The sequence below is a fragment of the Streptomyces sp. NPDC001904 genome, from assembly GCF_040297005.1.
Classification (GTDB): domain Bacteria; phylum Actinomycetota; class Actinomycetes; order Streptomycetales; family Streptomycetaceae; genus Streptomyces.
The window spans coordinates 93,226-116,202 of record NZ_JBEOYI010000015.1; the positions used below are offsets into that span (position 1 = coordinate 93,226).

At 73.8% G+C, this 22,977-nt stretch carries 15 protein-coding genes; 5 read left to right on the forward strand and 10 right to left on the reverse strand.

Features of this window, described 5'->3' with window-relative positions; genetic code table 11:
• Positions 1 to 18 precede the first annotated feature (18 nt).
• The 9 genes from ABT127_RS23550 to ABT127_RS23590 all read right to left on the reverse strand — a co-directional run bounded on the left by ABT127_RS23550 (position 19) and on the right by ABT127_RS23590 (position 16,791).
• Positions 19 to 1,215: an argininosuccinate synthase-related protein gene (locus ABT127_RS23550; RefSeq protein WP_351453375.1), complete on the reverse strand. Its 1,197-nt coding sequence runs from the start codon at positions 1,213 to 1,215 to the stop codon at positions 19 to 21.
• On the reverse strand, positions 1,212 to 2,978 hold the full coding sequence (locus ABT127_RS23555) for an amino acid adenylation domain-containing protein (RefSeq protein ID WP_351453376.1): 1,767 nt from the start codon (positions 2,976 to 2,978) through the stop codon (positions 1,212 to 1,214). Before ABT127_RS23555 ends, ABT127_RS23550 begins: the two co-directional genes overlap by 4 nt.
• Positions 2,975 to 3,742, reverse strand: a complete 768-nt coding sequence (locus ABT127_RS23560; RefSeq protein WP_351453379.1) for a thioesterase II family protein — start codon at positions 3,740 to 3,742, stop codon at positions 2,975 to 2,977. Before ABT127_RS23560 ends, ABT127_RS23555 begins: the two co-directional genes overlap by 4 nt.
• A 7-nt stretch (positions 3,743 to 3,749) precedes the next feature.
• Positions 3,750 to 5,033, reverse strand: a complete 1,284-nt coding sequence (locus ABT127_RS23565; RefSeq protein ID WP_351453382.1) for a M18 family aminopeptidase — start codon at positions 5,031 to 5,033, stop codon at positions 3,750 to 3,752.
• Positions 5,030 to 10,579 (reverse strand): MupA/Atu3671 family FMN-dependent luciferase-like monooxygenase, encoded by a 5,550-nt coding sequence (locus tag ABT127_RS23570; RefSeq protein ID WP_351453384.1) that lies wholly within the window; start codon positions 10,577 to 10,579, stop codon positions 5,030 to 5,032. Before ABT127_RS23570 ends, ABT127_RS23565 begins: the two co-directional genes overlap by 4 nt.
• The gene (locus ABT127_RS23575) at positions 10,576 to 13,668 is read right to left on the reverse strand and encodes a type I polyketide synthase (protein ID WP_351453386.1); all 3,093 of its coding nucleotides are present in this window, start codon (positions 13,666 to 13,668) and stop codon (positions 10,576 to 10,578) included. Before ABT127_RS23575 ends, ABT127_RS23570 begins: the two co-directional genes overlap by 4 nt.
• The gene (locus tag ABT127_RS23580; RefSeq protein ID WP_351453389.1) at positions 13,613 to 14,896 is read right to left on the reverse strand and encodes an MFS transporter; all 1,284 of its coding nucleotides are present in this window, start codon (positions 14,894 to 14,896) and stop codon (positions 13,613 to 13,615) included. The genes ABT127_RS23575 and ABT127_RS23580 overlap by 56 nt, the downstream gene beginning before the upstream one ends.
• A 132-nt stretch (positions 14,897 to 15,028) precedes the next feature.
• Positions 15,029 to 16,366, reverse strand: a complete 1,338-nt coding sequence (lysA, locus tag ABT127_RS23585) for a diaminopimelate decarboxylase (RefSeq protein ID WP_351453391.1) — start codon at positions 16,364 to 16,366, stop codon at positions 15,029 to 15,031.
• Positions 16,367 to 16,383: 17 nt separating this feature from the next.
• On the reverse strand, positions 16,384 to 16,791 hold the full coding sequence (locus ABT127_RS23590; protein WP_351453394.1) for an SAV_915 family protein: 408 nt from the start codon (positions 16,789 to 16,791) through the stop codon (positions 16,384 to 16,386).
• Positions 16,792 to 17,130: 339 nt separating this feature from the next.
• Here ABT127_RS23590 and ABT127_RS23595 point away from each other — a divergent pair, with 339 nt between their 5' ends.
• Positions 17,131 to 17,718, forward strand: a complete 588-nt coding sequence (locus ABT127_RS23595) for a universal stress protein (RefSeq protein ID WP_351453397.1) — start codon at positions 17,131 to 17,133, stop codon at positions 17,716 to 17,718.
• 67 nt (positions 17,719 to 17,785) lie between these two features.
• Here ABT127_RS23595 and ABT127_RS23600 read toward each other — a convergent pair whose 3' ends face one another.
• Positions 17,786 to 17,968 (reverse strand): DUF5999 family protein, encoded by a 183-nt coding sequence (locus ABT127_RS23600; RefSeq protein ID WP_351453399.1) that lies wholly within the window; start codon positions 17,966 to 17,968, stop codon positions 17,786 to 17,788.
• A 345-nt stretch (positions 17,969 to 18,313) separates the two neighbouring features.
• Here ABT127_RS23600 and kdpF point away from each other — a divergent pair, with 345 nt between their 5' ends.
• From kdpF to ABT127_RS23620, 4 genes are read left to right on the forward strand one after another with little or no spacing between them, the layout of a single operon-like run.
• A complete protein-coding gene (kdpF, locus tag ABT127_RS23605; RefSeq protein ID WP_018533641.1) occupies positions 18,314 to 18,403 on the forward strand; it encodes a K(+)-transporting ATPase subunit F in 90 nt (29 codons plus the stop codon).
• 6 nt (positions 18,404 to 18,409) lie between these two features.
• Entirely contained in the window at positions 18,410 to 20,074 is a 1,665-nt protein-coding gene (gene kdpA / locus ABT127_RS23610; RefSeq protein WP_351453402.1) for a potassium-transporting ATPase subunit KdpA, read from the forward strand.
• Positions 20,071 to 22,230: a potassium-transporting ATPase subunit KdpB gene (gene kdpB / locus ABT127_RS23615; RefSeq protein WP_351453405.1), complete on the forward strand. Its 2,160-nt coding sequence runs from the start codon at positions 20,071 to 20,073 to the stop codon at positions 22,228 to 22,230. Before kdpA ends, kdpB begins: the two co-directional genes overlap by 4 nt.
• Positions 22,231 to 22,235: 5 nt before the next feature.
• Positions 22,236 to 22,886: a potassium-transporting ATPase subunit C gene (locus ABT127_RS23620; RefSeq protein WP_351453408.1), complete on the forward strand. Its 651-nt coding sequence runs from the start codon at positions 22,236 to 22,238 to the stop codon at positions 22,884 to 22,886.
• The last annotated feature ends 91 nt before the right edge of the window (positions 22,887 to 22,977 follow it).

Genomic DNA, 22,977 nt, shown 5'->3' on the forward strand with positions numbered 1-22,977 from the left:
GCGGCACATCCGCGACGCTCACGAGCTGTCCGAACGGCTCGGACCAGGCCGGCCGATCCGCTCCCACGCCTCCCGGTCCCGTACGTACAGCGGAGCCGCCGCGGTGATCGCCCGGGTCTGTGCGGAGCCCCGGGACAGTCGCCAGCGCACGGTGCCGGTGACCCGGGCGGCGCAGGAGGAGATGAACTCCTGGCACGCGGAGCGGAGTTCGCCGTACCAGCGGCCTTCCAGGGCCTCGCGCACCCAGACCTGTTCGAGGTGCATCTTCTCCCGGACGGTCTCGGCGGCGAGCGTCGCCGTCTCCAGGTGCCGGTACGTCCTCAGGAGCAGTGCGGCGGCGGGCATCTCCCGCAGTTCGAGGACCTTGTGGCCGCCGGGCAGGTGCTCCAGGCCGCTGTAGCGGCCGATGCCGTGGGCGCCCGCCCGGAGGTTGAGCGCCTCGATCAGCTCGGGGAGCGGCAGCGGGCGGCCGTCCAGGGCCGTGGGGACGCCGTGCGCGAAGGCGATCTCCACGCTCTCGTCGGCGGGCGGCTCGGCGGGGCGGGCCGTCCAGCTGTACAGGTGCTCGGGGACCGGGTGGTCCTCCGGGTCGTCGAGGACGCCCGACTCGAACTCCCGGCACCACAGGTTCGCGTCGACGCTCGCCACCCGCTTGCCCAGGTGCGGCAGCCCGATCTCCTCCAGCTCGCGCGCCTTGTCGCCGCGGTCGACCGGGTCGAGGTCGTACGGGCTGCCGTACGGCACGGCGCAGCCGAGCAGGTCGAGGGCGCCGTTGAGACGGCGCAGCGTGTTCTGCGACGGGTTCGCCGTGTGCACGATCGCCGCCGCGTCCAGCTCCGTGGCCAGGTCCAGGGCGAGGCGGGCGATCAGCGGGCGGCTCAGGGACGAGCTGACCGGATGGGTGTCCAGGTAGACGGCCTGCGCGGCGATCGCCGGGCGGACGAAGGAGTCGGCGAAGGTGTGCCGGGCGTCCACGAGGTGCAGCCGCACCCCGAGGTGGCCGGTGGTGTGCCGCAGCTCGTCGGCGTCCTCGCCCGCGCCCAGGTCGGCGCTGAAGGCGTGCACGTCCGTGAAGCCGGCGCGGACCAGCCGGTGCAGCAGATAGGTGCTGTCCAGGCCGCCGCTGAACAGGGTGACCACCGGCCGGTGCCGGTCGAGCGCGGGGCCGGTGAGATCGGCGAACGAGCGGATCCGCGGCCGGTGCGGGACGCTCACCCGGTGGCCTCCCGCACTCTGCGCAGCTCCTCGGTGAAGGCCCGCGGGGTCGGTTCGTGCAGGAGGGCCGCGAGCGGGATGCCGAGGCCGAGCAGCTCGCGCAGCGTCTCGACGACGTGGACGACCTTGAAGGAGTCGCCGCCCAGGTCGAAGAAGTCGTCGTCGGGACCGATGGTGTCCACGGCGAGCACGTCGCGCCACACCGCGACGACCATCGCGTCGAGATCACCGCTCACGGTCACGGCCGGGCGCGGCGCGGAGGCGGCCGCCGCCCGCTTCTCCAGGACCGCCCGGTCCAGCTTGCCGTTGGCGGTCAGCGGCAGCGCGGCGACCACCTCGACGGTGCGCGGCACCAGGGCGCGGGGCAGCCGGTCGCGCAGACCCGCGCGGACCGCGGGGCCCAGTTCGTCCGGCGGCGGCGCGCCGTCCCCGGGCACCACGAACACGGCGAGGGCCTTGTCCGCGCCCGTGCCGTGCGCCACGACCGCCGCCTGCCGGACTCCCGCACAGGACAGCGCCGTCGCCTCGATCTCGGCGGGCTCGACCCGGATGCCGCGGATCTTCACCTGGCGGTCGACGCGGCCCAGGAACTCCAGCGCGCCGTCGGGACCGGCCACCCGCACCAGATCGCCGGAGCGGTACATCCGTCCGTACGGCGTCGCCACGAACCGCTCGGCGGTCAGCTCGGGCCGGTGCAGATAGCCGAGGCCCAGGCCCGCGCCGCCGATGTACAGCTCGCCGGGCTCGCCCTCGGGCACCGGCCCGCCCGCCGCGTCGAGGACGTGCAGCTCGGTGCCCCGGACCGGGCCGCCGATCAGCACCGCCGCCGGGTCCGGGTCGCGCGGGCAGATCCAGTACGTGCAGTAGACCGTGCACTCGCTGGGCCCGTAGAGATTCGTCAGGGAGGCGGTGGAGCGGGCGTGGAAGCGGGCCACCAGGCCGGGGGCGAGCGGTTCGCCGCCGGTGAGGACCTGGCGCAGGCCGTCGTACCGCTCGTTCGGGTCACGGGCCAGCAGGAACAGGTCGAGGAGCGAGACCACGCAGTAGAACGTGGTGACCGCGTGGTCGCGGATCAGCGCCGCCAGATGGTCGGCGTCGCGCTGCCGCCCCGGCTCGGCGACGACGACCGCGGCGCCCGCGAGCAGCGGCCAGTACGTCTCGCTCAGGTACATGTCGAAGGTGCACGCCGTGTGGTGGATCATCCGGTCGCGCTCGTCCATCCGGTGCGTCGACTGCAGGGCGTGCAGCCGGGAGGCGAGGGCGGCATGGCTGATCAGCGCGGCCTTGGGGCGGCCGGTGGACCCTGAGGTGTGGATGACCACCACCGGGTCGTCGGGCGACGCGTCGAGCGCGGGCGCCGGACCGGCCGGATACGCGGCGCACTCCTCGTCCGTCAGCACCTCGGCGAGCCCCGCGAACCGCTCCCGCAGCCGGGCGTCGGTGAGCACGATCCGCGGCGCGCAGTCCCGGGTCGTCGCCCGGACGCGCTCCGGCGGATCGCCGGGGTCGAGCGCGGCGTGCGCGGCGCCCGCGAACGCCGCGCCGAGCAGCGCCACGAAGAACTCCACGGACCGTTCGTGGTGCACGACGACCCGGTCGCCGGGACCGACGCCGTGCGCGCGCAGCGCCGCCGCGGTGCGCAGCACGCGGTCCTTCAGCTCGCCCATGGAGACGACCGTCCGGCCGGAGATCAGGGCGGGCAGCTCCGGGTCGCGGTCCCAGCGCTCCAGGAGCAGGGCGTCGATCCGGTGCGCCCGGCTCACGCGCTCGCCTCCTTCGCGAAGTGGCCGAGGCTGTCGGCGACGGCGGCCGCGAGCGGCGCCGGGCTCTCCGTGAGCAGCAGATGGCCGCCCGGCAGCCACACGGTCCGGGCGCGGTCGCTGAACAGCTCCCAGTCCTCGGTGCGCTCCTGCGGGCACAGCGGGTCCTCGTCGCCGAACACCGCGAGCAGCGGGCAGTCCAGGAGCGGCTCGGGTCCCGAGCTGTACTCCTCGACGGCCCGCATGTCGGCGACGATCGACGGCAGCAGCAGCGCCAGCATCTCCTCGTTCGCCGCCAGCGACTCGGGTACGCCGCCGAACTCCCGCAGGATGTCGAGGATCTGCTCCCGGTCGTCGGTGTCCCGCAGCAGCCGCCGCCCGGGACCGGGCCGCTCGGTGACCGCCCACTGCGACACCGCCACGAACCCGGCCACCGGCACGTCGCCGGTGCGCTGCAACGCCCGTACGGCCTCCAGCGCGAGCACCGCGCCGGAGCAGACGCCGACCACGAGCAGCGGCGCCGAGCCCGGCAGGGCGCGGGCCGTCGCGACGACGTCCGCCGTCAGCTCGGCGAGCCCGCCGACGGGTTCGCGCACCCGGGACTCGCGCCCCGGCAGCCGCGCCGTGGCCACCGCCCAGTCCGCGGGGGCGTGCGCGGCGAACGCGGCACCGCTCGCGGCGCCCGCACCCGCGTGCGGCACGAGCAGCACCCGCCAGGCCGCCCCCTCGGGGCGGGCGCCGTCGAGCCTGAAGGTCTTCACCGGCATCCGTGCGTCACCCTGCCGTCACGAACTCGGCGAGCCCGCGCGCCAGATGGCCCGGGTCGTCGGCGCCGACCAGCTCGCGCGCGGAGTGCATGGACAGGCCGGGAACGCCCACGTCGACGGTCGTCACCCCGAGCCGGGCCGCCGTGATCGGCCCGATGGACGTGCCGCACGGCAGCGCGTTGTTGGACACGAACCGCTGCCACGGCACGTCGGCCCGCTCACAGGCGGCGGCCCACGCGGCGAAGCCGGTGCCCTCGGTGGCGTACCGCTGGTTCACGTTGACCTTGACGACCGGACCGGCGTTCGGCAGCGGGTGGTTGTCGGGGTCGTGCAGCTCCGCGTAGTTGGGGTGGACGGCGTGCGACATGTCGGCGGAGACGCACAGGCCGCCCGCGAGCGCCCGCTCCCAGTCCTCGGCGCCGCCGCCGCGCGCGGTCACCGAACGGTGCAGCACCCGTTCCAGGAGCGGCCCCTGGGCGCCGGTCTCGGAGCCGCTGCCGGTCTCCTCGTGGTCGAACGCGGCGAGCACCGGCACCCGGTCGGAGGCCGCCGACGCGGCGGCGAGCAGCGCGGTGACGCCCGCGTGCACGGAGACGAGGTTGTCCAGGCGGGACGACACGATGAACTCCCGCCGGGCGCCGAGGAGTCCGGGCGGCTGCACGTCGTGCAGCATCAGGTCCCAGCCCAGGATGTCGGCCGCGTCGATCCCGCCCTCGTGCGCGACCCGGCGCAGCAGCGCGCCGCGCTCGGGGGCGCCGAGCGACCAGACCGGCTGGGTCTGCCGCTGCCGGTGCAGGGCCAGCCCGTCGTTCACGCTGTGGTCCAGGTGGATCGCCAACTGCGGTACGCGCAGGAGGGGTTCGTCGATCCGGACGAGGGCGGAGGTGCCGTCGCGCAGGGTCAGGCGGCCGGAGATGCCGAGGTCCCGGTCGAGCCAGGTGTTGAGCGGGACCCCGCCGTAGATCTCCACGGCGACCTGCCGCCAGCCCGCCCGGCCCGTGTCGGGGGTCGGCTTGACGCGCAGGTTCGGCGAGTCGGTGTGCACGCCCATGATGCGGAACGGCGCGTGGGCCGGGGCGCCCTCGGGCACGTACCAGGCGATCAGCGCGCCGCCCTTGGCCAGGTAGCGGCCGCCGCTGTGGCCGGTCCACTCCTCGGTGCCGGTCAGCTCGGTGAACCCGGCCTTCTCCAGGCGCCGTACCGCCGAGGCCACCGCGTGGTACGGGGACGGGCTCTCCCGCAGGAACGTCAGCAGGTCCTCGACGTGCTCGGCTTGTGTGGGCTGGTTCATTCGGCTTCCGCCTCCAGAGGCAGGGGGTGAGGGTGGTCGAGCAGCGCCGCGAGGGGGCGCCCGGGGTGCGTGCACAGCTCCCCGAGCAGCACGGCGTAGGACGAGAGGAGTTCGTCGGCCGTGGGCGCGTCCCACAGGTCGGCCGAGTACTCCAGGAAGGTGCGCAGGCCGCGCGCCGGGTCGCGGCGCGGGGAGAGGCCGAAGACCAGCTCGGCGCGGGCCACGGGCGGCGCCAGGTCCTCGACCTCGACGTCGAGTCCGGGGATCTCGATGTCGGTGTCGGGATAGTTCTGGAAGGCGAGCACGTTCGGCACCCGGTCGGGCACCTCGGTGGCGCCCGCGTCGCGCATCGCCCGCATGATGCGGGTGGTCGGCAGGACGTGCGCCATCGCGGCGAGCGCTTCGGCGCCGGTGCGGGTGACCAGCTCGGCGAAGGTCTCGCCGGGGTCGATCCGTACCCGCACCATCACCGAGGTCGACACCATCGCCACCAGCGAGTCGCCGGCCGTGCCCTCCCGGTTGGCGTACGGCACGGCCAGCAGGACGTCCCGCTCGCCGGACAGCCGGGCCAGGTGCACGCCGAGCGCGGCGGCCGCGACCGCGAACGGCGTCTGCCGCACGGACGCCGCGAGCCCTTCCATCGCCGTACGGACCTCGGCGGACACGGTGCCGCGCGCGGTGCCGCCCGCGCCGCTGAGCAGGTCGGGCCGCGGCCGGTCCGTGGGCGTATCGAGCCGGCACGGCACGCCCTCCAGGTACCGCGCGCAGAACGCGGCGCGCCGCTCCTCCTCGGCCGGGTCGTGCGCGGCGAGCTGTTCGCGGGCGTACTCCGGGGCCTGCGCGGACGGTGCGGGCAGGGTGTGCGGCCGGCCGGCGGTCGCTGCCGTGTACAGCTCGGCCAGCTCCGCCATCAGGACCGAGTGGGACCAGCCGTCGGCGCTGACGTGGTGCAGCACGAACATCAGCACCCAGCTGTCGTCGGTCACCTTCAGCAGCCGGCAGCGCGGGAACGTGGGCTCGGCGAGGTCGAACGGCTTCGCCGCCATGCGACGGCACACCGCGTCCGCCCGCTCCCGTGCCGCCTCGGGGGCGAGCCGGGAGAGGTCGTCGACCGGCAGCCGCGGGGGCGGCGCGTCGACCACCTCCTGCGACCAGGCACCGTCCGCGTCCCGTACGAAACGGGTCCGCAGGGCGTGGTGCCGCTCCACGAGCCCGGCCAGGGCCGTGCGCAGCGCGACCGGGTCCAGGGCGCCCCGGAAGCGGATCCTGGTCGGCACGTTCCACACCTCCGCGTGGGGAACGGCGTGGTGACCGGCGATCATCCGGTCCTGCTGCGGGCTGACGGGAGCACGGTCGACGACCCCGTCCCCAGGGCTCGGCGCGCTCAACTCCTCCTGCACTGAGAACAGGTGACGGGTCATCGCCTCCGGAGTCGGGTCGGCGAAGAAGTCCGCGAGCGGGATCTCCGCGCCCAGCACCTCCCGCACCCGGTTCACGAGGCGGATCGCCGTGATCGAGTTGCCGCCGAGGTCGAAGAAGTCGGCGTCGTCGGCGAGGTCGTCCACGCCGAGCACCGCACGCCACACGGCCCGCACCTCGGCCCGCACCTCGTCGCCCGCGCCGGACGGCCCCGGGCGAGTGTCCCGCACGGTTCCCGCCGCGTCCTCCACCATGGCGCGCAGCACCCGGTCGAGGTCGGCCAGCAGGCCCCGGACCGTCCCGTCGTCGAAGAGCCCGGCGTCGTAGCGGATCCGCAGCCGCAGCCCCGACGGCGAGCGCACCGCCATGAGCGCGAGTTCGAGCGGCGACGACGAGGCGCCGCCCGGCACGTCGGACGCGGTGAGCCCCGGCAGGTCGACGCGGGTGAGCGGCGCCGCGTCCAGGTCGGCGGAGACCGTGACCAGCGGCCGCGGCCGCCCCGCGCCCGGACCCAACCGCGCTGCCAGTTCGTCGGGGTCGACCCGCTGGTGCCGTTCGGCCTCGAAGAGGGCGTCGCGGGTGGCCCGCACCGCGTCGGTGACCGTGGTGCCGTCGGTGAGCGTCGCACGCAGCGGCAGCACCGCCGCGTGGAAGCCGACCGTCCGCGCGGTCGCGGGCGCGCGCCGGGCGAACGTCGAGCCGACGACGAACTCGTCGAGTCCCGTCCGCTCGCGCAGCACCAGCTGCCAGGCGGTGAGCAGCGTCGCGAACAGAGTCACGCCCTGCTGTCCGCTCCACTCCTGCACCGCCGCCGTGCGCGCCGCGTCGAGGCAGGTCTCGGCCGCGCCGCCGCGCCCCGACACCCGCCGTCCGCGCGGCCGGTCGGTCGGTGGCGCGAGGACCGGCGGCATCGGGTCCAGGTTCTTCAGCCACCACTCCAAGTCCGCTTCGTCCGAAGAAGGTTCGGTCGCGTCGACGGTCGAACCGGCGGGGTCCGGGAAGTGCGGGGCGCGCCCCCGGACGTGGGCCGTGTACAGCTCCTGGAGGTCGTCCGCGAGCAGCCGCGCCGAGTGGCCGTCCGTGATCAGGTGGTGCAGACCGAGCAGCAGGACGTGGTCGTCGTCGGCGAGCGCGAGCAGCTGCGGCGCGAACAGCGGGCCGTCGGCGAGGTCGAAGGGGCGGGTGCTCGCCGCGCGCAGGGCGGCCTCGACCGCCGCGTCCGGGTCCTGCTCCCGGGCGTCCGTCACCACGAGCGGGACGCGCGCCTGCGCCCGCACGATCTGCTGGAGCAGCCCGTCGTCCCCGCCCGCGCGGAACACCGTGCGCAGCCCCGGGTGCCGGGCCACGAGTCCGTCGACGGCGGCGGTCAGGGCGCCCTCGTCGAGCGGGCCGCGCAGCCGCACCGCCTGCACCTCGTTGTACGCGGCCGGGTCACCGGCCAGCTGCGCGGCGAGCCAGAGCCGGCGCTGGGCGGCGGTCGCGGGCGCGGTGACGTCCTCGGCCGGCGTGACGTCCTGCGCCGCCGTCGCCTCCCGCAGCGCGGCGAGCCGGTCCAGTCCCGCCCGCGCCAGGCCGGCGGGCATCCCGAAGTCGACCAGGGCGGCGATCTCGTCGACGCCCGCCTCCCGCAGCGCCGCGACCACCGGCGCGCACGTCCCGGGCGTGCCGATCAGCGCCCGCTCGTCGCAGTACCGGTCGTAGGCGCGCAGGAACAGGTACTCCAGGTCGTCCTCGCTCGCCTCCGCCACGTCCCGTTCGCCCGAGGCGACGGCACCGGCCGCCGACCGCATCTGGAGCGACGCGCGCAGATACCGGGTCATCGGCTCGCGCGCCTGCGCCCGTGCGGTCGCGTGGTCGTCGGCGAGATAGGTGTGCAGGAGAACGGTGACGCGGCCCGCGTCCGGATCGAGGCCGTGCCGGGCGCGGGCGGCACGGTAGTGGGCGATGTTCGCGGCGAGCTCGGCGACGGACTGGTTCATCAGGTTCGTGACGATGCCGAGATCGCGGCGGGCCGCCTCCTCGTACGACTCCCGGCGCCCGGACGTCGCCAGGAACATCGGCGGAGCCTCCTGCACCGGCCGCGGCAGCGTCGCCACGTCGGCCGGGCGGCCGTCGCCGCTCTCCCGGCGCACGGTGCCGCCGCGCCACAACTCCCGTACGGTGTCGAGGTGTTCGAAGGCTGTCTCGGTGCGCCGGGCGAACCGCTCCGGGTGCAGGACGAAGTCCCGCGCGTGCCAGCCGGTGGCGCAGCCGAGCCCCACCCGGCCGCCGGACAGCCGGTCGACGACCGCCCACTCCTCGGCGACCCGCACCGGATCGTGCAGCGGCAGCACCACGGAGCCCGCGTTCAGCCGGATCCGCTCCGTCTCCCGGGCGAGCGCGGCGGCGAGCACGGCCGGGTTCGGGAAGAGGCCGCCGAAGGAGTGGAAGTGCCGCTCGGGGATCCACAGCGAGCTGAAGCCGTGCGTGTCGGCGAACCGGGCCGTCTCCACGATCCGCTCGTACGCCTGCGAGGTGTCCTCGGCGTCCGGGTAGTCGCCGAAGAAGTAGACGCCGAAGTCCGGTGCGGGTCGCGGGCGTTGGGGCTTGATGACCTGCTTCGGCCGGGCCGCCGGGAAGAACCCGCCCTCGCGCAGCTCCCGCAGCGAGCCCTTCACCGCGTCCGTGACCCGTTCGACGTCCGCGTCCGTGTGGGCCGTCGACAGATAGAAGCTGCGCCACTCCCAGACGTAGATCCCGCGCAGCAGCAGATGCCGGTACAGCAGCTCCATGTCCGCACGGTGCGTGAAGCGGAACATCGAACCGAAGTGGGCCACCTCCAGCGGGAACTCCTCGGCGCGGAAGAACGCGTTGAGGTCCTCGGCGAGCGCGTCGGTACGGGCGTTGAGCCGCTCCTGCAGGGCCGGGCCCTCGGCGACGAGGTGCGTGAGGACCGCCTTGGCGGCCGCCATCGACAGCGGGTGCTGGAGGTACGTACCGCCGAAGAAGGTGGTCTCCACGCCGGGCGCACTGTCGTCGCCGTAGCGCCAGAACCCGCCGTCGACCCCGTCGAGGAGATCGGCGCGGCCCGCGATCGCGCCGACCGGGAAACCGCTGCCGAGCGCCTTGCCGTACGTGGCCAGGTCGGGGACCACGCCGAAGTGGTGCTGGGCGCCGCGCGGATGCGGACGCAGACCGGTCAGCATCTCGTCGAAGAGCAGCACGATGCCGCGCCGCCGGGTCAACTCACGCAGCGAGCGCAGGAAACCGACCGGGCGCAGACCCGGATTGCGGCACTGGACGGGCTCCACGACGACGGTGGCGATGGAGTCGCCGAGCGCGTCGATGGTGTCCAGGGCCTCCTGGCTGCCGTACTCCAGGACCAGCAGATCGGCGACCGCGCTCGCCGGGATGCCGCGCGACACCGGCACGGCCCGGCCGCCGTCAGATCCCGGGCGGCCGAGCACCGGGTCGATGTGGCCGTGGTAGGAGCCCCGGAACATGACGACACGGTCGCGGCCGGTCGCGGCGCGCGCGAGCCGGATCGCCCCCGAGTTCGCCTCCGTGCCGGAGTTCGCGAACGCCACCCGCTCCAGGCCCGTCAGACCGGCGAGCAGCTCGGCGACCTCACCGGCCTCGACCGGACGCGGCCCGAACCGCAGCCCGCCGTCGAGATGGGCCCGCACCGCCTCCGTCACGCACTCCGGCTCGTGCCCGAGCAGCAGCGCGCCGAAGCCCATCGTGATGTCGGTGTACGTGTTGCCGTCGATGTCCGTCAGGCGCGCGCCCCGCGCCGAGCGGGCCGACAGCGGATACAGCGTCTCCTTCGTGGCGCGCCGGAACCCGACCACGGCCCGGCTGTCGGCCAGTACCGGACGCCGTCGCTGGGCCAACTCCTTGGAGGAAGACGTGCGTTCGGTCAGCCGACGGGCGAGGTCGGCCGCGTGGGCGCGCTGCCGTGCGTCGGCGCCCGTTCCCGCCGCCCCGGAGTCCGGGGGCAGCACGACACGCGGCCCGTGCTGCTCCACGGCGGCGGATGCGGATGCGGAAGCGGGCTCGGGGGCGGGCGTGCCGCCGCGCGCGCGGGCCAGTTGCGCGGTGAGGTCCCGGGACAGCTGTGCGGCGCGGTCCGCCGCCGATGCCGTCACCGGGCGGCGCGGTCGGCGCCGAGCAGGGCGACCGCCTCGGAGAGCTGGGTCAGCATCGCCGTCTGCGTCTCGGCCAGCAGGTTCACCTGGCGGGTGAGTTCGGCGATCTCGGCGCGGGTGGCGTACTGCTCCTTGGCGGGCGTGATCACCCGGGCCTCGGCGGGCGGGGCGGGACGCTCCCGGCGCTCGGCGATGAGCCGGGCCGTCAGCTCCGGTGTCCCGGCGTCCTCCAGGATCTCCCGGATCGCGATCCGCACGTCGAACTCCGCCTCCAACTGGCGCAGCATCCCGATCAGTTGCAGCGAGTCGGCGCCGAGACCCACGTACGTCTGCGCGGGCCCCACCTCGTCCAGGGTGAAACCCAGGTGGTGCGCGGTGAGTTCGCGCACGCGGGTGAGCACCGGCCGGTCCTGGTTCTGATGGGTCACTGCGTCCTCCGTGGGGGGTTCGGGGGCGGGGGCGGGGCCCGTCCAGTAGGAGCGGTGCTGGAAGGGGTAGGTGGGCAGCGGGATCCGGCGGCCGGGGACTCCGGCGAGCAGCGCGGTCCAGTCGACGGCCGTGCCCGCACAGTGCAGCCCGGCCACCGCCTGCCAGAGCCCGTCGGTGCCCGCACTCCGGCCCTGCGTCGGCAGGCACGGCACGTCGGGCAGAGCCCGGCGGGCCATACCGGTGAGCGGGGCGCCCGGTCCCAGCTCCAGCAGGACGTCCCGGTCGGCGAGGGAGCGCAGCACCGCGTGGAAGTCGGCGGTGTCACGGGCCTGTTGGACCAGGTGGGCGGGGTCGGGGCGCCAGCCCGGCGCCCTTGCGCGGCCGTCGAGGCCGGACACGAACTCGACGTCCACCGGCCGGAGTTCGACGTCCTCGGCCGCCGCCCGCAGCCCGTCGAGGATCGGGTCGAGCAGCGCCGTGTGGAACGCCTGGTCGACCGGGAGCGGCTCGCAGGGCACGTCGGACAGGAGCCGCCGCGCGGCCGCCACCGCCTCGGGGCGGCCCGCGACGACATGGTGCGCGGGCCCGTTCACCACGGCGAGTTCCAGACCGGTGCCGACCTCGTCGAGCAGCGCCCGCACCCGCGCGTACGGGGCGAACACGGCGAGCATCGCCCCGGGCGCGGTGTCCCGCATGAGGCGGCCCCTGCGGCAAAGGAGCCGCATCCCGTCCTCCAGGGACAGCGCGCCGGCCGCGTACAGGGCCGCGTACTCCCCGACGCTGTGCCCGCCGACCGCCGCCGGACGCACCCCGAGGGATTCCCAGAGCCGTACCTGCGCGACCTGGAAGGCGAAGAGCGCGGGCTGTGCGAACGCCGTGTCCCAGCCGCCCGGTTCCGGGCCGGTCGCGGACGTCAGCCGCTCGCGGAAGTCCGTGCGGCCCGTCTCCCGCCGGTGCAGGCGCGCACAGGCGTCCAGCGTCTCGGAGACGACCGGGAACCGCGCCGCGAGCGCCGCCGCCATGCCGGGCCGTACACCGCCCTGCCCGCTGAACAGGAACACCGGTGCCGGGCTCCCGCCCGCCGTGCCGGTGCGGTACCGGGCGGGATCCGGGCGTCCGGCAAGGAACGCGTCGAGCCCGCCGACCGGGTCCCCGGTGACGACGAGGCGGTGCTCGTGCGCGGGGCGGCCGAGCGCCGTCGTGGTCAGCAGATCGGCCGGGTCGGGCCCCGGCTCCCGTACGAGCGTGTCCCGGAACGCGCGGGCCAGCTCGGTGAGGGCCTCGGGGGAGCGCGCCGAGAGCGGCAGGAGCGGGGGCGCGGCCGACGCGGACGGGGGACGGGCCGGGGCGGGCGGCGCCTGCTCCAGGATCACATGGGCGTTCGTGCCGCCCATCCCGATGGAGTGCACGCCCGCGCGGCGCGGGCCGTCGTCGTCGGCGGGCCAGGGCGCGGCCCGGCGCGGCAGCGTGAACGGGCTCGTCCCGACGCCGAGGCGGGGATTGGCGCGGGTGAAGTTCACCAGGGGCGGGACGACGCCGTGCCGCAGCACCAGGACCGCCTTGACGAGCCCGGCGAGCCCGGCCGCGCTGTCCAGGTGCCCGATCGCGGGTTTCGTCGAGCCGAGCGCGCAGAACCCGGTCCGCGCGGTGTGCCGGCGCACCGCCTGGGTGAGCGCGTCGAACTCGATCGGGTCGCCCTTGTACGTGCCCGTGCCGTGGGCCTCCAGATAGCGGACCGACTCGGCCGGCACCCCGGCCGCCGCCAGCGCGCCGAGCACCGCGTCCCGCTGCCCGGCCACGCCCGGAGCCGCGAACCCGGCCTTGTCCGCACCGTCGTTGGTGACCGCCGAGCCGAGGATCACCGCGTGCACGGTGTCCCCGTCGGCGAGCGCCCGCTCCAGCGGCTTGAGGACCACGGCGGCCACCCCGTTGCCGCCGACCGTGCCGTCCGCCGCCGCGTCGAAGGCCCGTACCGCTCCGGTCGGCGACAGCGTCGAGCCCTTCACCCGCCGGTGCCCCGTGATCTGCGGCAGATGGAGCGCCGCCGAGCCGACCAGCATCAGCTCGGCGTCGCCCGCGTACAGCGCCTGGCACGCCAGATGCACGGAGACGAGCGCGCTGGAGCAGGCCGTGGCCACATTGACGGCGGGACCGTTCAGACCGAGCCGGAACGCGGCCCGGTTCGCCGTGAAATCCGGGTAGTTGCCCACCTGGATCTGCTTCACGGCCGTCCAGTCGTCGGCCGCCGCCTGCTCCCCGATGTTCCGCGCGAGATAGCTGTGCAGGGAGTACAGGCGGTAGCCGACGCTCGCGTACACCCCGACCCGGGCGTCCGTGCCCGCGTACCCGGCGTCCTCCAGCGCGTGCCAGGCGCACTCCAGGAACAGCCGCTGCTGCGGATCGGTGACCGTGGCCTCGCGCCCGCTCATCCCGAAGAACGCCGCGTCGAACCCGTCGATCCCGGACAGCAGCGCACTCGCCCCGCCGAACTCCGGTTCCTCGTACGTCGCTTCGGGCACTCCGGCCGCCGCGAAGTCGGCGTCGCCGAACCGGCGTACGTGCGTCACGCCCGCCACGATGTCGCGCCAGTACGCGTCCGGGCCGTCAGCTCCCGGAAACCTCAGCGCCATCCCGACGACCGCCACGCGCCGGTCCCGCATCACCGCCCCCCTCCTCCGGGGACGCCGGATCGGAGCGTCGCTGTCGCAGCGTCTGCGCGACGAACACCATGGCCACCACGATCGCGACCCCGTGCGCGACACCGACCACCGACAGCGGGGAGAAGACGTCGAGCGCCGCCGCGACCGCGATCATGCCGACGCCGAAACCGAGGTTCTCCACCGTCGCCGACAGCCCGAAGGCGTGGGTGCGCAGCGCGGTCGGCAGGGTCTGGAGGTGCGAGCTGTACGACACCTCCGTGACCCCGTCGGCCGCGCCCGCCAGCAGCGCGATCACGATCGTCGCGGCCCACGGGAACCCGGCGAAGGCGAGGATGAACGTCGCCGACATCGCGATCGTGCCGAGCCCGAAGCCGAGCGCGCCGACCGAGCGGCCGTCGCGCTTCACCCACCGCTGGAGCACCTGCTGCACGAGGACGTTGCCGAGTGCCCACACGCACCAGAAGACACTGACGAACACGGCCGGCCGGTCGGCGTCCAACTGCGTGGAGTACACCGGCAGGGCCGCGTTGTGCGAGGACGAGCCGAGCGCGTCGATGCCGCGCAGCGCGACCATCAGCGCGATGACCGGGGCGGTGGCGAGCGCGGCCAGGGCGCCCGGGTTCCGCTTCCTGCCCGTCGTGGCCGGGGCGCCCTTGTCCTCCTCGCCCGGCCGTGCGGCGAGCGGCAGCAGCGCCACCGTGCCCGCGCACACCACGAACGTCGCCATGTCCACCAGGAACGCGGCCGTGTAGCCGAGCAGCGACACCACGACACCCGACGAGGCGAACCCGACCACCATCGCCATCGAACGGCCGCTCACCATAAGGGAGTTCGCCCAGGTGTGCCGGCCCTCGTCCACCATGTCCGGGATCGAGCTGCGGAAGGCGACCATGAAGAACGTGCCCGCCCCGCCGACCACCGCCGAGACCAGGAACAGCGCCGCCGTGCGCAGCCCGTCCGGCGCGCACACCAGGAGCACGAGCGCGGCGGCCTGCACCACGTTCGCCCAGAACATCACCGGCTTCGCCGCCCACCGGGCGAGCAGCGCGGCGGCCCCGAGTCCGGCCAGGAATCCGGCGGCCAGCCGGACGGCCATGAACACGCCGACCGCGAGCGCCCGGTCCGTCACCGCGTAGACGTACAGGTTGAGCGCGACCAGATTCAGGTACGTGCCATAGGAGGAGATCGCGTAACCGGTCACCAGGATGCGGTACCGGCGTTCCTTCATGGAGCGTTCCTTTGCGAGCGGGCCCGTACAGATGCGAACGAGTGAACGGTGATTCGAACGCTGAGCACCCTAGGCGGGGGACCGCTCCTCCCGCAGGAAGATCATGGAAGTTGTCCGAAGCGACGGCGCGATCTACAGCCCCACGTCGCGGCTGCGCATGTCCTCCGTCGACTCCCGGCGCACGAGCAGCCGGGCCCGGCCGTCGCGCACGGCGGCCACCGGCGGACGGCCCACCAGGTTGTAACCGGACGCCATCGACAGGTGGTACGCCCCGGCGACGGGCACCGCGAGCAGATCGCCCGCCCGGACGTCCGCGGGCAGCGGGACGTCGGCGGCGACCACGTCACCGGCCTCGCAGTGCCGGCCGACGACCGTCATCGGCGTACGGGCGGCGTCGCCCGCCCGGCCGACGAGCCGGGGCGCGTACCGCACCCCGTACAGGGCGGGCCTGGGGTTGTCGCTCATGCCGCCGTCGACGGCGACGAAGGTGCGGCCGCCGGTCCGCTTGACGGAGACGACGTGGTAGAGCGCGATGCCGGACGGTCCGGCGATGGCACGGCCCGGCTCGATGATCAGACGCGGCACGGGCAGCCGCGCCGCCGCGCAGGCGTCGGCCAGTTCGGCGCGGACCCGGCGGGCCAGCCGGGTCAGGTCGAGGGCCGGTTCGCCGGGCCGGTAGGCGACGCCGTGGCCGCCACCGAGATCCAGCTCGGGCAGGACCAGGCCGTGCTGCTCGTGCAGCCGTGCCATCAGGCCGACCATCCGGCGCACCGCCGACAGGAATGGCTTGATCTCAACGATCTGCGAGCCCAGGTGGCAGTGGAGTCCGGTCAGTTCGAGCTGCGGCTGGTCGAGGATGCGGGCGATGGCGTGCTGCGCGTAGCCGTCGGAGAGGGACAGGCCGAACTTCTGGTCCTCGGTACCGGTCCGGATCTTCTCGTGGCCGCCCGCGCTGATGCCGGGCACGACGCGCACCATCACCTTCTGGTGTCCGTCGGGGCCGACGGCGGCGGCGAGCCGGGCGATCTCCGAGGGGCTGTCGATGACGATGCGGCCGACGCCGTGCCACAGGGCCCTCTCCAGGTCGTGCGGCGTCTTGGCGTTGCCGTGCAGCACGATGCGGTCGGCGGGGAACCCGGCGGCGACGGCCAGTTCGAGCTCACCGGCGGAGCAGACGTCGAGCCCGAGCCCCTCCTCGTCCATCCAGCGGGCCATGGCGCGGCACAGGAACGCCTTGGCCGCGTAGTGCACCTCGGCCTCGGGGAAGACGTCCCGGTAGGTGCGGCAGCGGCGGCGGACCTCGGCCTCGTCGAGGACGTACACCGGGGTGCCGAAGCGGGCGGCGACCTCGGAGAGCGCCACCCCGCCGACGGTCAGGCCGCCGGGGCGGGGCTCGGCGGTGGAGGCGGGCCACACCGAGAGTTCCTCCGCGGTGGCGGTGACGGGCGAGGTTTCGTGAACGGTGGTCATGGTGGCGTGGTTCCTTCTCAGCCGATCCAGTACGACAGCGCGGTCACCAGGGCGGCGGCCCCGGTCACCCGGAGCACCCCGACCGCGTGCGCGTCCCAGCCGGGCCGCCGTGCGGGCGCGGGGGCGGCGGGGGAAGCCGGCGCGGGCGCGGTGAGCTGCGGATCGACGGTGACCGTGGCGACGCCGAGCGGCGCGGCCAGGGCGCGCAGCGCGGGCTCCGCGAGCCGGATCCACGGCTGGCCGGGGCCGAGCGTGGCGGCCAGTGCGCGCTCGGAGGTGAAGCCGACGGCCGTGCGGCCGCCGAGCGGGGTGCGGAACAGGCGGGCGGCGTGCCCGGAGGGGCCCGGCCGGACGGGGACGAAGAGCGGTCCGGCCGGGAACCGTTCGGCGGGTTCCGGGTCGTCGCCGCACACGAGTTCGGTCATGGGGATGCCTCCTGGAGGATCCGGGGGAGCGGGTGTCCTGGCCCCGGTCGGGGGACGGCCGGCCGGGGCGCACCGAGGACGCTATGCCCGCCGCGCCCACCGCCCGGGCCTGCCCTGACGGGATGTTGACGCGGATCGGGGCGACGCTGACGCGCTGGTGACGGGGGCCGCCCCGGACGGCTTCCGGCGTCGTCAGGAGTGCGCCAAGAAGTGCCGTCGCGGCTGGTCCCGGCCGGGTGCCGGGAATGGGATGGGGAGGGGAGCCGCGGCTCCCGGTGTTGTCCCGCGCCGTCGACGGGGCATCCGTTACGGACAGGCGACAGCACGGGAGGTGAAGCGATGTCCGGATCCGACGCGGCCTCCGCCCCGCGCACGTCCCGCGTCGTGGTCGGGGTGAACGGGGAGCCGGGCAGCCGCACCGCCCTGCGCCGGGCGGCGGCCGAGGCCCGGCACCGGCGGGCCGAACTCTGGCCCGTCCTCGCCTGGCAGCCGCCCTGCGGCGGGCTCGGCGTCCGCCACGCCACGGTCGATCCGCTGCCCGCGGAGGACTGGCAGGACCTGGCCCGCGCCACCCTCCTCGGCACCCTCGACGAGGTGTTCCCCGACGGCCCCGGTGTCCGGGTGCACGCCCTTCTCGCCCACGGCTCCCCGGGCCGCGTCCTGGTGGAGGCCGCCGACCGGGAGGACGACCTTCTCGTCGTCGGCGCCGGACACCGCGGCACGCTCCACCGCATGCTCCAGCCCTCGGTCAGCCGCTACTGCCTGGCCCGCGCCCACTGCCCGGTGCTGGCCGTGCCGCCGTCCCCGCTGGAGGCCGAACTCGCGGCGGCGCACCGGCGCAACCTGTGGCGCCTGCGCCTGGACACCCGGCACTTCGCCCAGGAGACGGCTGCGCCGGACGACGGCCAGACCCTCGCCGGGGCCTGACACCTCGGACCGGGCGCTCGGCGCTGCCCGGACACCGGAACACCGCACGTCCGGCTCCTGCCGCGGATCAGGCGGCGGCCAGCGGCTGCGCCGGATACGACCGGTGCGGGGACACGGCCCGCCCGTCGGGCAGCAGCTCGCCGGTGTCGTCGAAGACGATCCCGCCGTCGCACCGCAGGCTCCAGCCCTGCTCGGGGTGGGCGGCGACGACGTGCTCGGGGCCCGTGCACACGGGTCGGTGATCACACATGGCGCACCTCCAGATGGATTGTCGTCCGCTACGACGATGCGCGCGCCGCGCCCCGGCCGCCAGGGCCCGGAGCGGAGTGTGACAGCTCCAGGACATGGCGCGGACAGAGTCCGGACGCACGGCTCGCGCGGCCCCGCGTAAGAGACACGTCAAGGGCGTCCACAGCCGCGTAAGGGAGCCGTCAACGGAGGCCGAAACCCGCCATGACCGGGGGTTTCCTCTGACTGTCAGACCTCATTCACGACCTTCGAACAGGGAGCTCACGATGGCCGACGTGGCCTTCGTCGTCACCACGATCGCGGTCTTCGCGCTGGTGGCACTCGTCGCCAAGGGGGTGACGAAGCTGTGACCGCCGAGAACATCGTCGGCCTCGTCGTGGCCGTCGCGCTCCTGGGCTATCTCGTCCTCGCCCTCATCTACCCGGAGAGGTTCTGAGCACAGATGAGCCCCGTACTTGCCGGAGTGCTCCAGGTGCTCGCGCTGATCGCGGCGCTGGCACTGGCCTACCGTCCCCTCGGCGACTACATGGCCCGGGTCTACTCCTCCGAGAAGCACCTCCGGGTGGAGAAGTGGATCTACAAGGGCATCGGCGCCAACCCGAACGCCGAGATGCGCTGGACCGCGTACCTGCGCGGTGTCCTCGCCTTCTCGGCCGTGAGCGTCCTCTTCCTGTACCTGCTCCAGCGCGTCCAGGGCAGCCTGCCGGGCTCGCTCGGCTTCACGTCGATCGACCCGGACCAGGCCTTCAACACGGCCGCGTCGTTCGTCGCCAACACCAACTGGCAGTCGTACTACGGCGAACAGGCCATGGGCCACGTCGTGCAGACCGCCGGCCTGGCGGTGCAGAACTTCGTCTCGGCGGCCGTCGGCATCGCCGTGGCGGTGGCCCTGGTCCGTGGGTTCGCCCGCTCCCGCACCGGTGAGCTGGGCAACTTCTGGTCCGACCTGGTGCGCGGCACCGTCCGGATCCTCGTCCCGATCGCCGCCATCGGCGCGATCGTCCTGGTCGCCTGCGGCGCCCTCCAGAACTTCTCCGGCATCCACGAGGTCGGCCAGTTCATGGGCGGCTCGCAGCAGTGGAACGGCGGCGCCGTCGCCTCCCAGGAGGCCATCAAGGAGCTGGGCACCAACGGCGGCGGCTACTTCAACGCCAACTCGGCCCACCCCTTCGAGAACCCCAACGGGTTCACCAACCTCTTCGAGATCTTCCTGATCCTGGTCATCCCGTTCGCGCTGACCCGCACGTTCGGCACGATGGTCGGCTCGGTGAGGCAGGGCTACGCGATCCTCGCCACGATGGCGACGATCTGGATCGGCTTCATCGCGCTGATGATGTGGACCGAGTTCCACCACGGCGGCGCGGCCCTCGACGCCGCGGGCGGCGCCATGGAGGGCAAGGAGAATCGTTTCGGGATCGCCGGTTCGTCGATCTTCGCGGTCTCCACGACGCTCACCTCGACCGGCGCGGTGGACTCCTTCCACTCGTCCTTCACCGGCTTCGGCGGCGGCCTCACCATGCTCGGCATGCAGCTCGGCGAGATCGCGCCCGGCGGCACCGGATCCGGCCTCTACGGCATGCTGATCATGGCGGTCATCGCGGTGTTCATCGCCGGTCTGATGGTGGGCCGCACCCCCGAGTACCTGGGGAAGAAGATCGGCAGCCGCGAGATCAAGTTCGCCGCCTGCTACATCCTGATCACGCCGGCCCTCGTCCTGGTCTTCACGGCCGTCTCGATGGCCCTGCCGACCCCGCCGCACTCGATGCTCAACAGCGGCGCGCACGGCTTCTCCGAGATCCTGTACGCGTACACGTCCGGCGCCAACAACAACGGCTCCGCGTTCGCCGGACTCAGCGCCGACACCCAGTGGTTCAACACCACGATCGGGCTCGCGATGCTGCTCGGCCGGTTCCTGCCGATGGTGTTCGTCCTCGCCCTCGCCGGTTCGCTCGCCGAGCAGAGGCCGGTCCCGGCCACGGCCGGCACCCTGCGCACCGAGAAGCCGCTCTTCACCGGCCTGCTGGTCGGCACGCTGCTGATCATCACCGGCCTGACCTACTTCCCGACACTCGCACTCGGCCCCATAGCCGAGGGGCTGGCGTCATGACCGTACGTACTGAGAAAACCGAGGACGCCATGTCCGCTGTCACTCCCACCCGGGCACCGCACCAGGACGTGCCGACCGGTCACCAGCCCCCTCAGGACGGCGAGAGCAAGGTCGGCGCGGGTCTCTTCGACCCCAAACAGCTGATCAGGTCGCTTCCCGACGCCTGCCGCAAGCTCGACCCGCGCGTGATGGTCAAGTCGCCCGTGATGTTCGTGGTGCTCATCGGCTCGGTCCTGACCACGGTGTTCTCCTTCACGGACCCCACCGACTGGTTCGGCTGGGCGATCAGCGCCTGGCTGTGGCTGACCGTGATCTTCGCCAACCTCGCCGAGGCCGTCGCCGAGGGCCGCGGCAAGGCCCAGGCCGACACCCTGCGCAAGGCGAAGACGGACACCGTCGCCCGCAGGCTGGTGGCGGACCGCGAGGAACAGGTCCCCGGCACCGCGCTGACCATCGGTGACCTGGTGGTCTGCGAGGCGGGCGACATCATCCCCGGCGACGGTGACGTCGTCGAGGGCGTGGCCTCCGTCGACGAGTCCGCGATCACCGGCGAGTCCGCGCCCGTCATCCGCGAGTCCGGCGGCGACCGCTCGGCCGTCACCGGCGGCACGAAGGTGCTCTCCGACCGCGTCGTCATCAAGATCACGACGAAGCCCGGCGAGACGTTCATCGACCGCATGATCAGCCTGGTCGAGGGCGCGGCCCGGCAGAAGACGCCGAACGAGATCGCGCTCAACATCCTGCTCGCGTCGCTGACCATCGTCTTCGTCCTCGCGGTCGCCACGCTCCAGCCCATCGCCGACTGGTCGTTCGCGAACGCGGGCAGCAGCGAGCACCTCTCCATGATCGTCCTGGTGGCCCTGCTGGTCTGTCTGATCCCGACCACCATCGGCGCCCTGCTCTCCGCGATCGGCATCGCCGGCATGGACCGCCTGGTGCAGCGCAACGTCCTCGCCATGTCGGGCCGCGCGGTCGAGGCCGCGGGCGACGTGTCGACGCTGCTCCTCGACAAGACCGGCACCATCACCCTCGGCAACCGCCAGGCAGCCGAGTTCGTGCCGGTGCGCGGCACCACCGAGGCCCAGGTCGCCGACGCGGCCCAGCTCTCGTCGCTGTCCGACGAGACCCCCGAGGGCCGCTCGGTCGTCGTCCTCGCCAAGGAGCGGTACGGGCTCCGGGAACGGCGCCAGGGCGAGCTGGCCGGCGCCGAGTGGATCGAGTTCACCGCCCAGACCCGCATGTCGGGCGTGGACGTCGACGGCCGCAGGATCCGCAAGGGCGCGACCGGCTCGGTCGTCGCCTGGGTCGAGCAGCAGGGCGGCGAGGTCGCCGCCGACGCCCGGGAGCTGACCGACCGGATCGCACAGGCCGGCGGCACCCCGCTGCTGGTCGCCGTCGAGGACACCGACGGCGCCCGCGTCCTCGGCGTCATCCACCTCAAGGACGTCGTCAAGGACGGCATGCGCGAGCGGTTCGACGAGCTGCGCCGCATGGGCATCAAGACCGTCATGATCACGGGCGACAACCCGCTGACGGCCCGGGCGATCGCCGACGAGGCGGGCGTCGACGACTTCCTCGCGGAGGCCACCCCCGAGGACAAGATGGCCCTCATCAAGCGGGAACAGGCGGGCGGCAAGCTCGTCGCGATGACCGGCGACGGCACCAACGACGCCCCGGCCCTCGCCCAGGCGGACGTCGGCGTCGCGATGAACACGGGCACGTCGGCCGCGAAGGAGGCCGGCAACATGGTCGACCTCGACTCGAACCCGACCAAGCTCATCGAGATCGTCGAGATCGGCAAGCAGCTGCTCATCACCCGTGGAGCGCTGACGACCTTCTCGATCGCCAACGACGTGGCGAAGTACTTCGCGATCATCCCGGCGCTGTTCGCGGCGATCTACCCGGGCCTGAAGACGCTCAACATCATGCACCTGTCGTCGCCGAACTCCGCGATCCTGTCCGCGGTGATCTTCAACGCGCTGATCATCATCGCGCTGGTCCCGCTCGCCCTCAAGGGCGTCCAGTACCGGCCGGTGAGCGCCGACAAGCTGCTCCGCCGCAACCTCGGGATCTACGGCCTCGGCGGTCTGGTCGCCCCCTTCGTCGGCATCAAGATCATCGACCTGCTCATCTCCCTCATCCCCGGAATCGGCTGATCCGCATGAACAACTCCGTAGGAAACACCGCCCGGTTGCTGTGGGCAGGCCTGCGCGCCCTCATCGTGCTCACCGTCGTCTGCGGCGTGCTCTACCCGCTCGCCGTCACCGGCGTCGCCCAGGCCGCCTTCCACGGCAAGGCGAACGGCTCGGAGATCAAGTCCGAGGGCAAGGTGGTGGGGTCGTCCCTCATCGGGCAGACGTACCTCACCGCGGACGGCAAGCCCGACCTGCGGTGGTTCCAGCCGCGCCCGTCCAACGGCCTCGGCGAGAACAGCGTCAACACGCAGTACAAGCTGATCCTCTCCGGCGCCACCAACCTCTCCGGTGACAGCAAGGAACTGCTCAAGCAGGTCGAGGCCGCCAAGGACGCCGTCGTCGAGGACAACTCGACGGCCGCGTACAAGGTGCGGGCCGCGGACGTGCCGGCCGACGCCGTCACCTCGTCCGGCTCGGGCCTGGACCCGGCGATCTCCCCGGAGTACGCCGACCTCCAGGTGCACCGGGTCGCGGAACGGAACCACCTCTCCGTCGCCCGGGTCCAGAAGCTCGTCGACGCGCACAAGGACGGCCGGGTCCTCGGCTTCATGGGCGAGCCGACCGTCAACGTCCTCGAACTCAACATCGCGCTCAAGCAGTTGACGCGGTCGAGCTGACGGTCGTGACCGGCACGGCGGGAGCCGGCGACCCGGGGAACCTCCCGGACCGCCGGCTCCCGCCGTCCCGCACCCGGACCGGAGCGCCGCG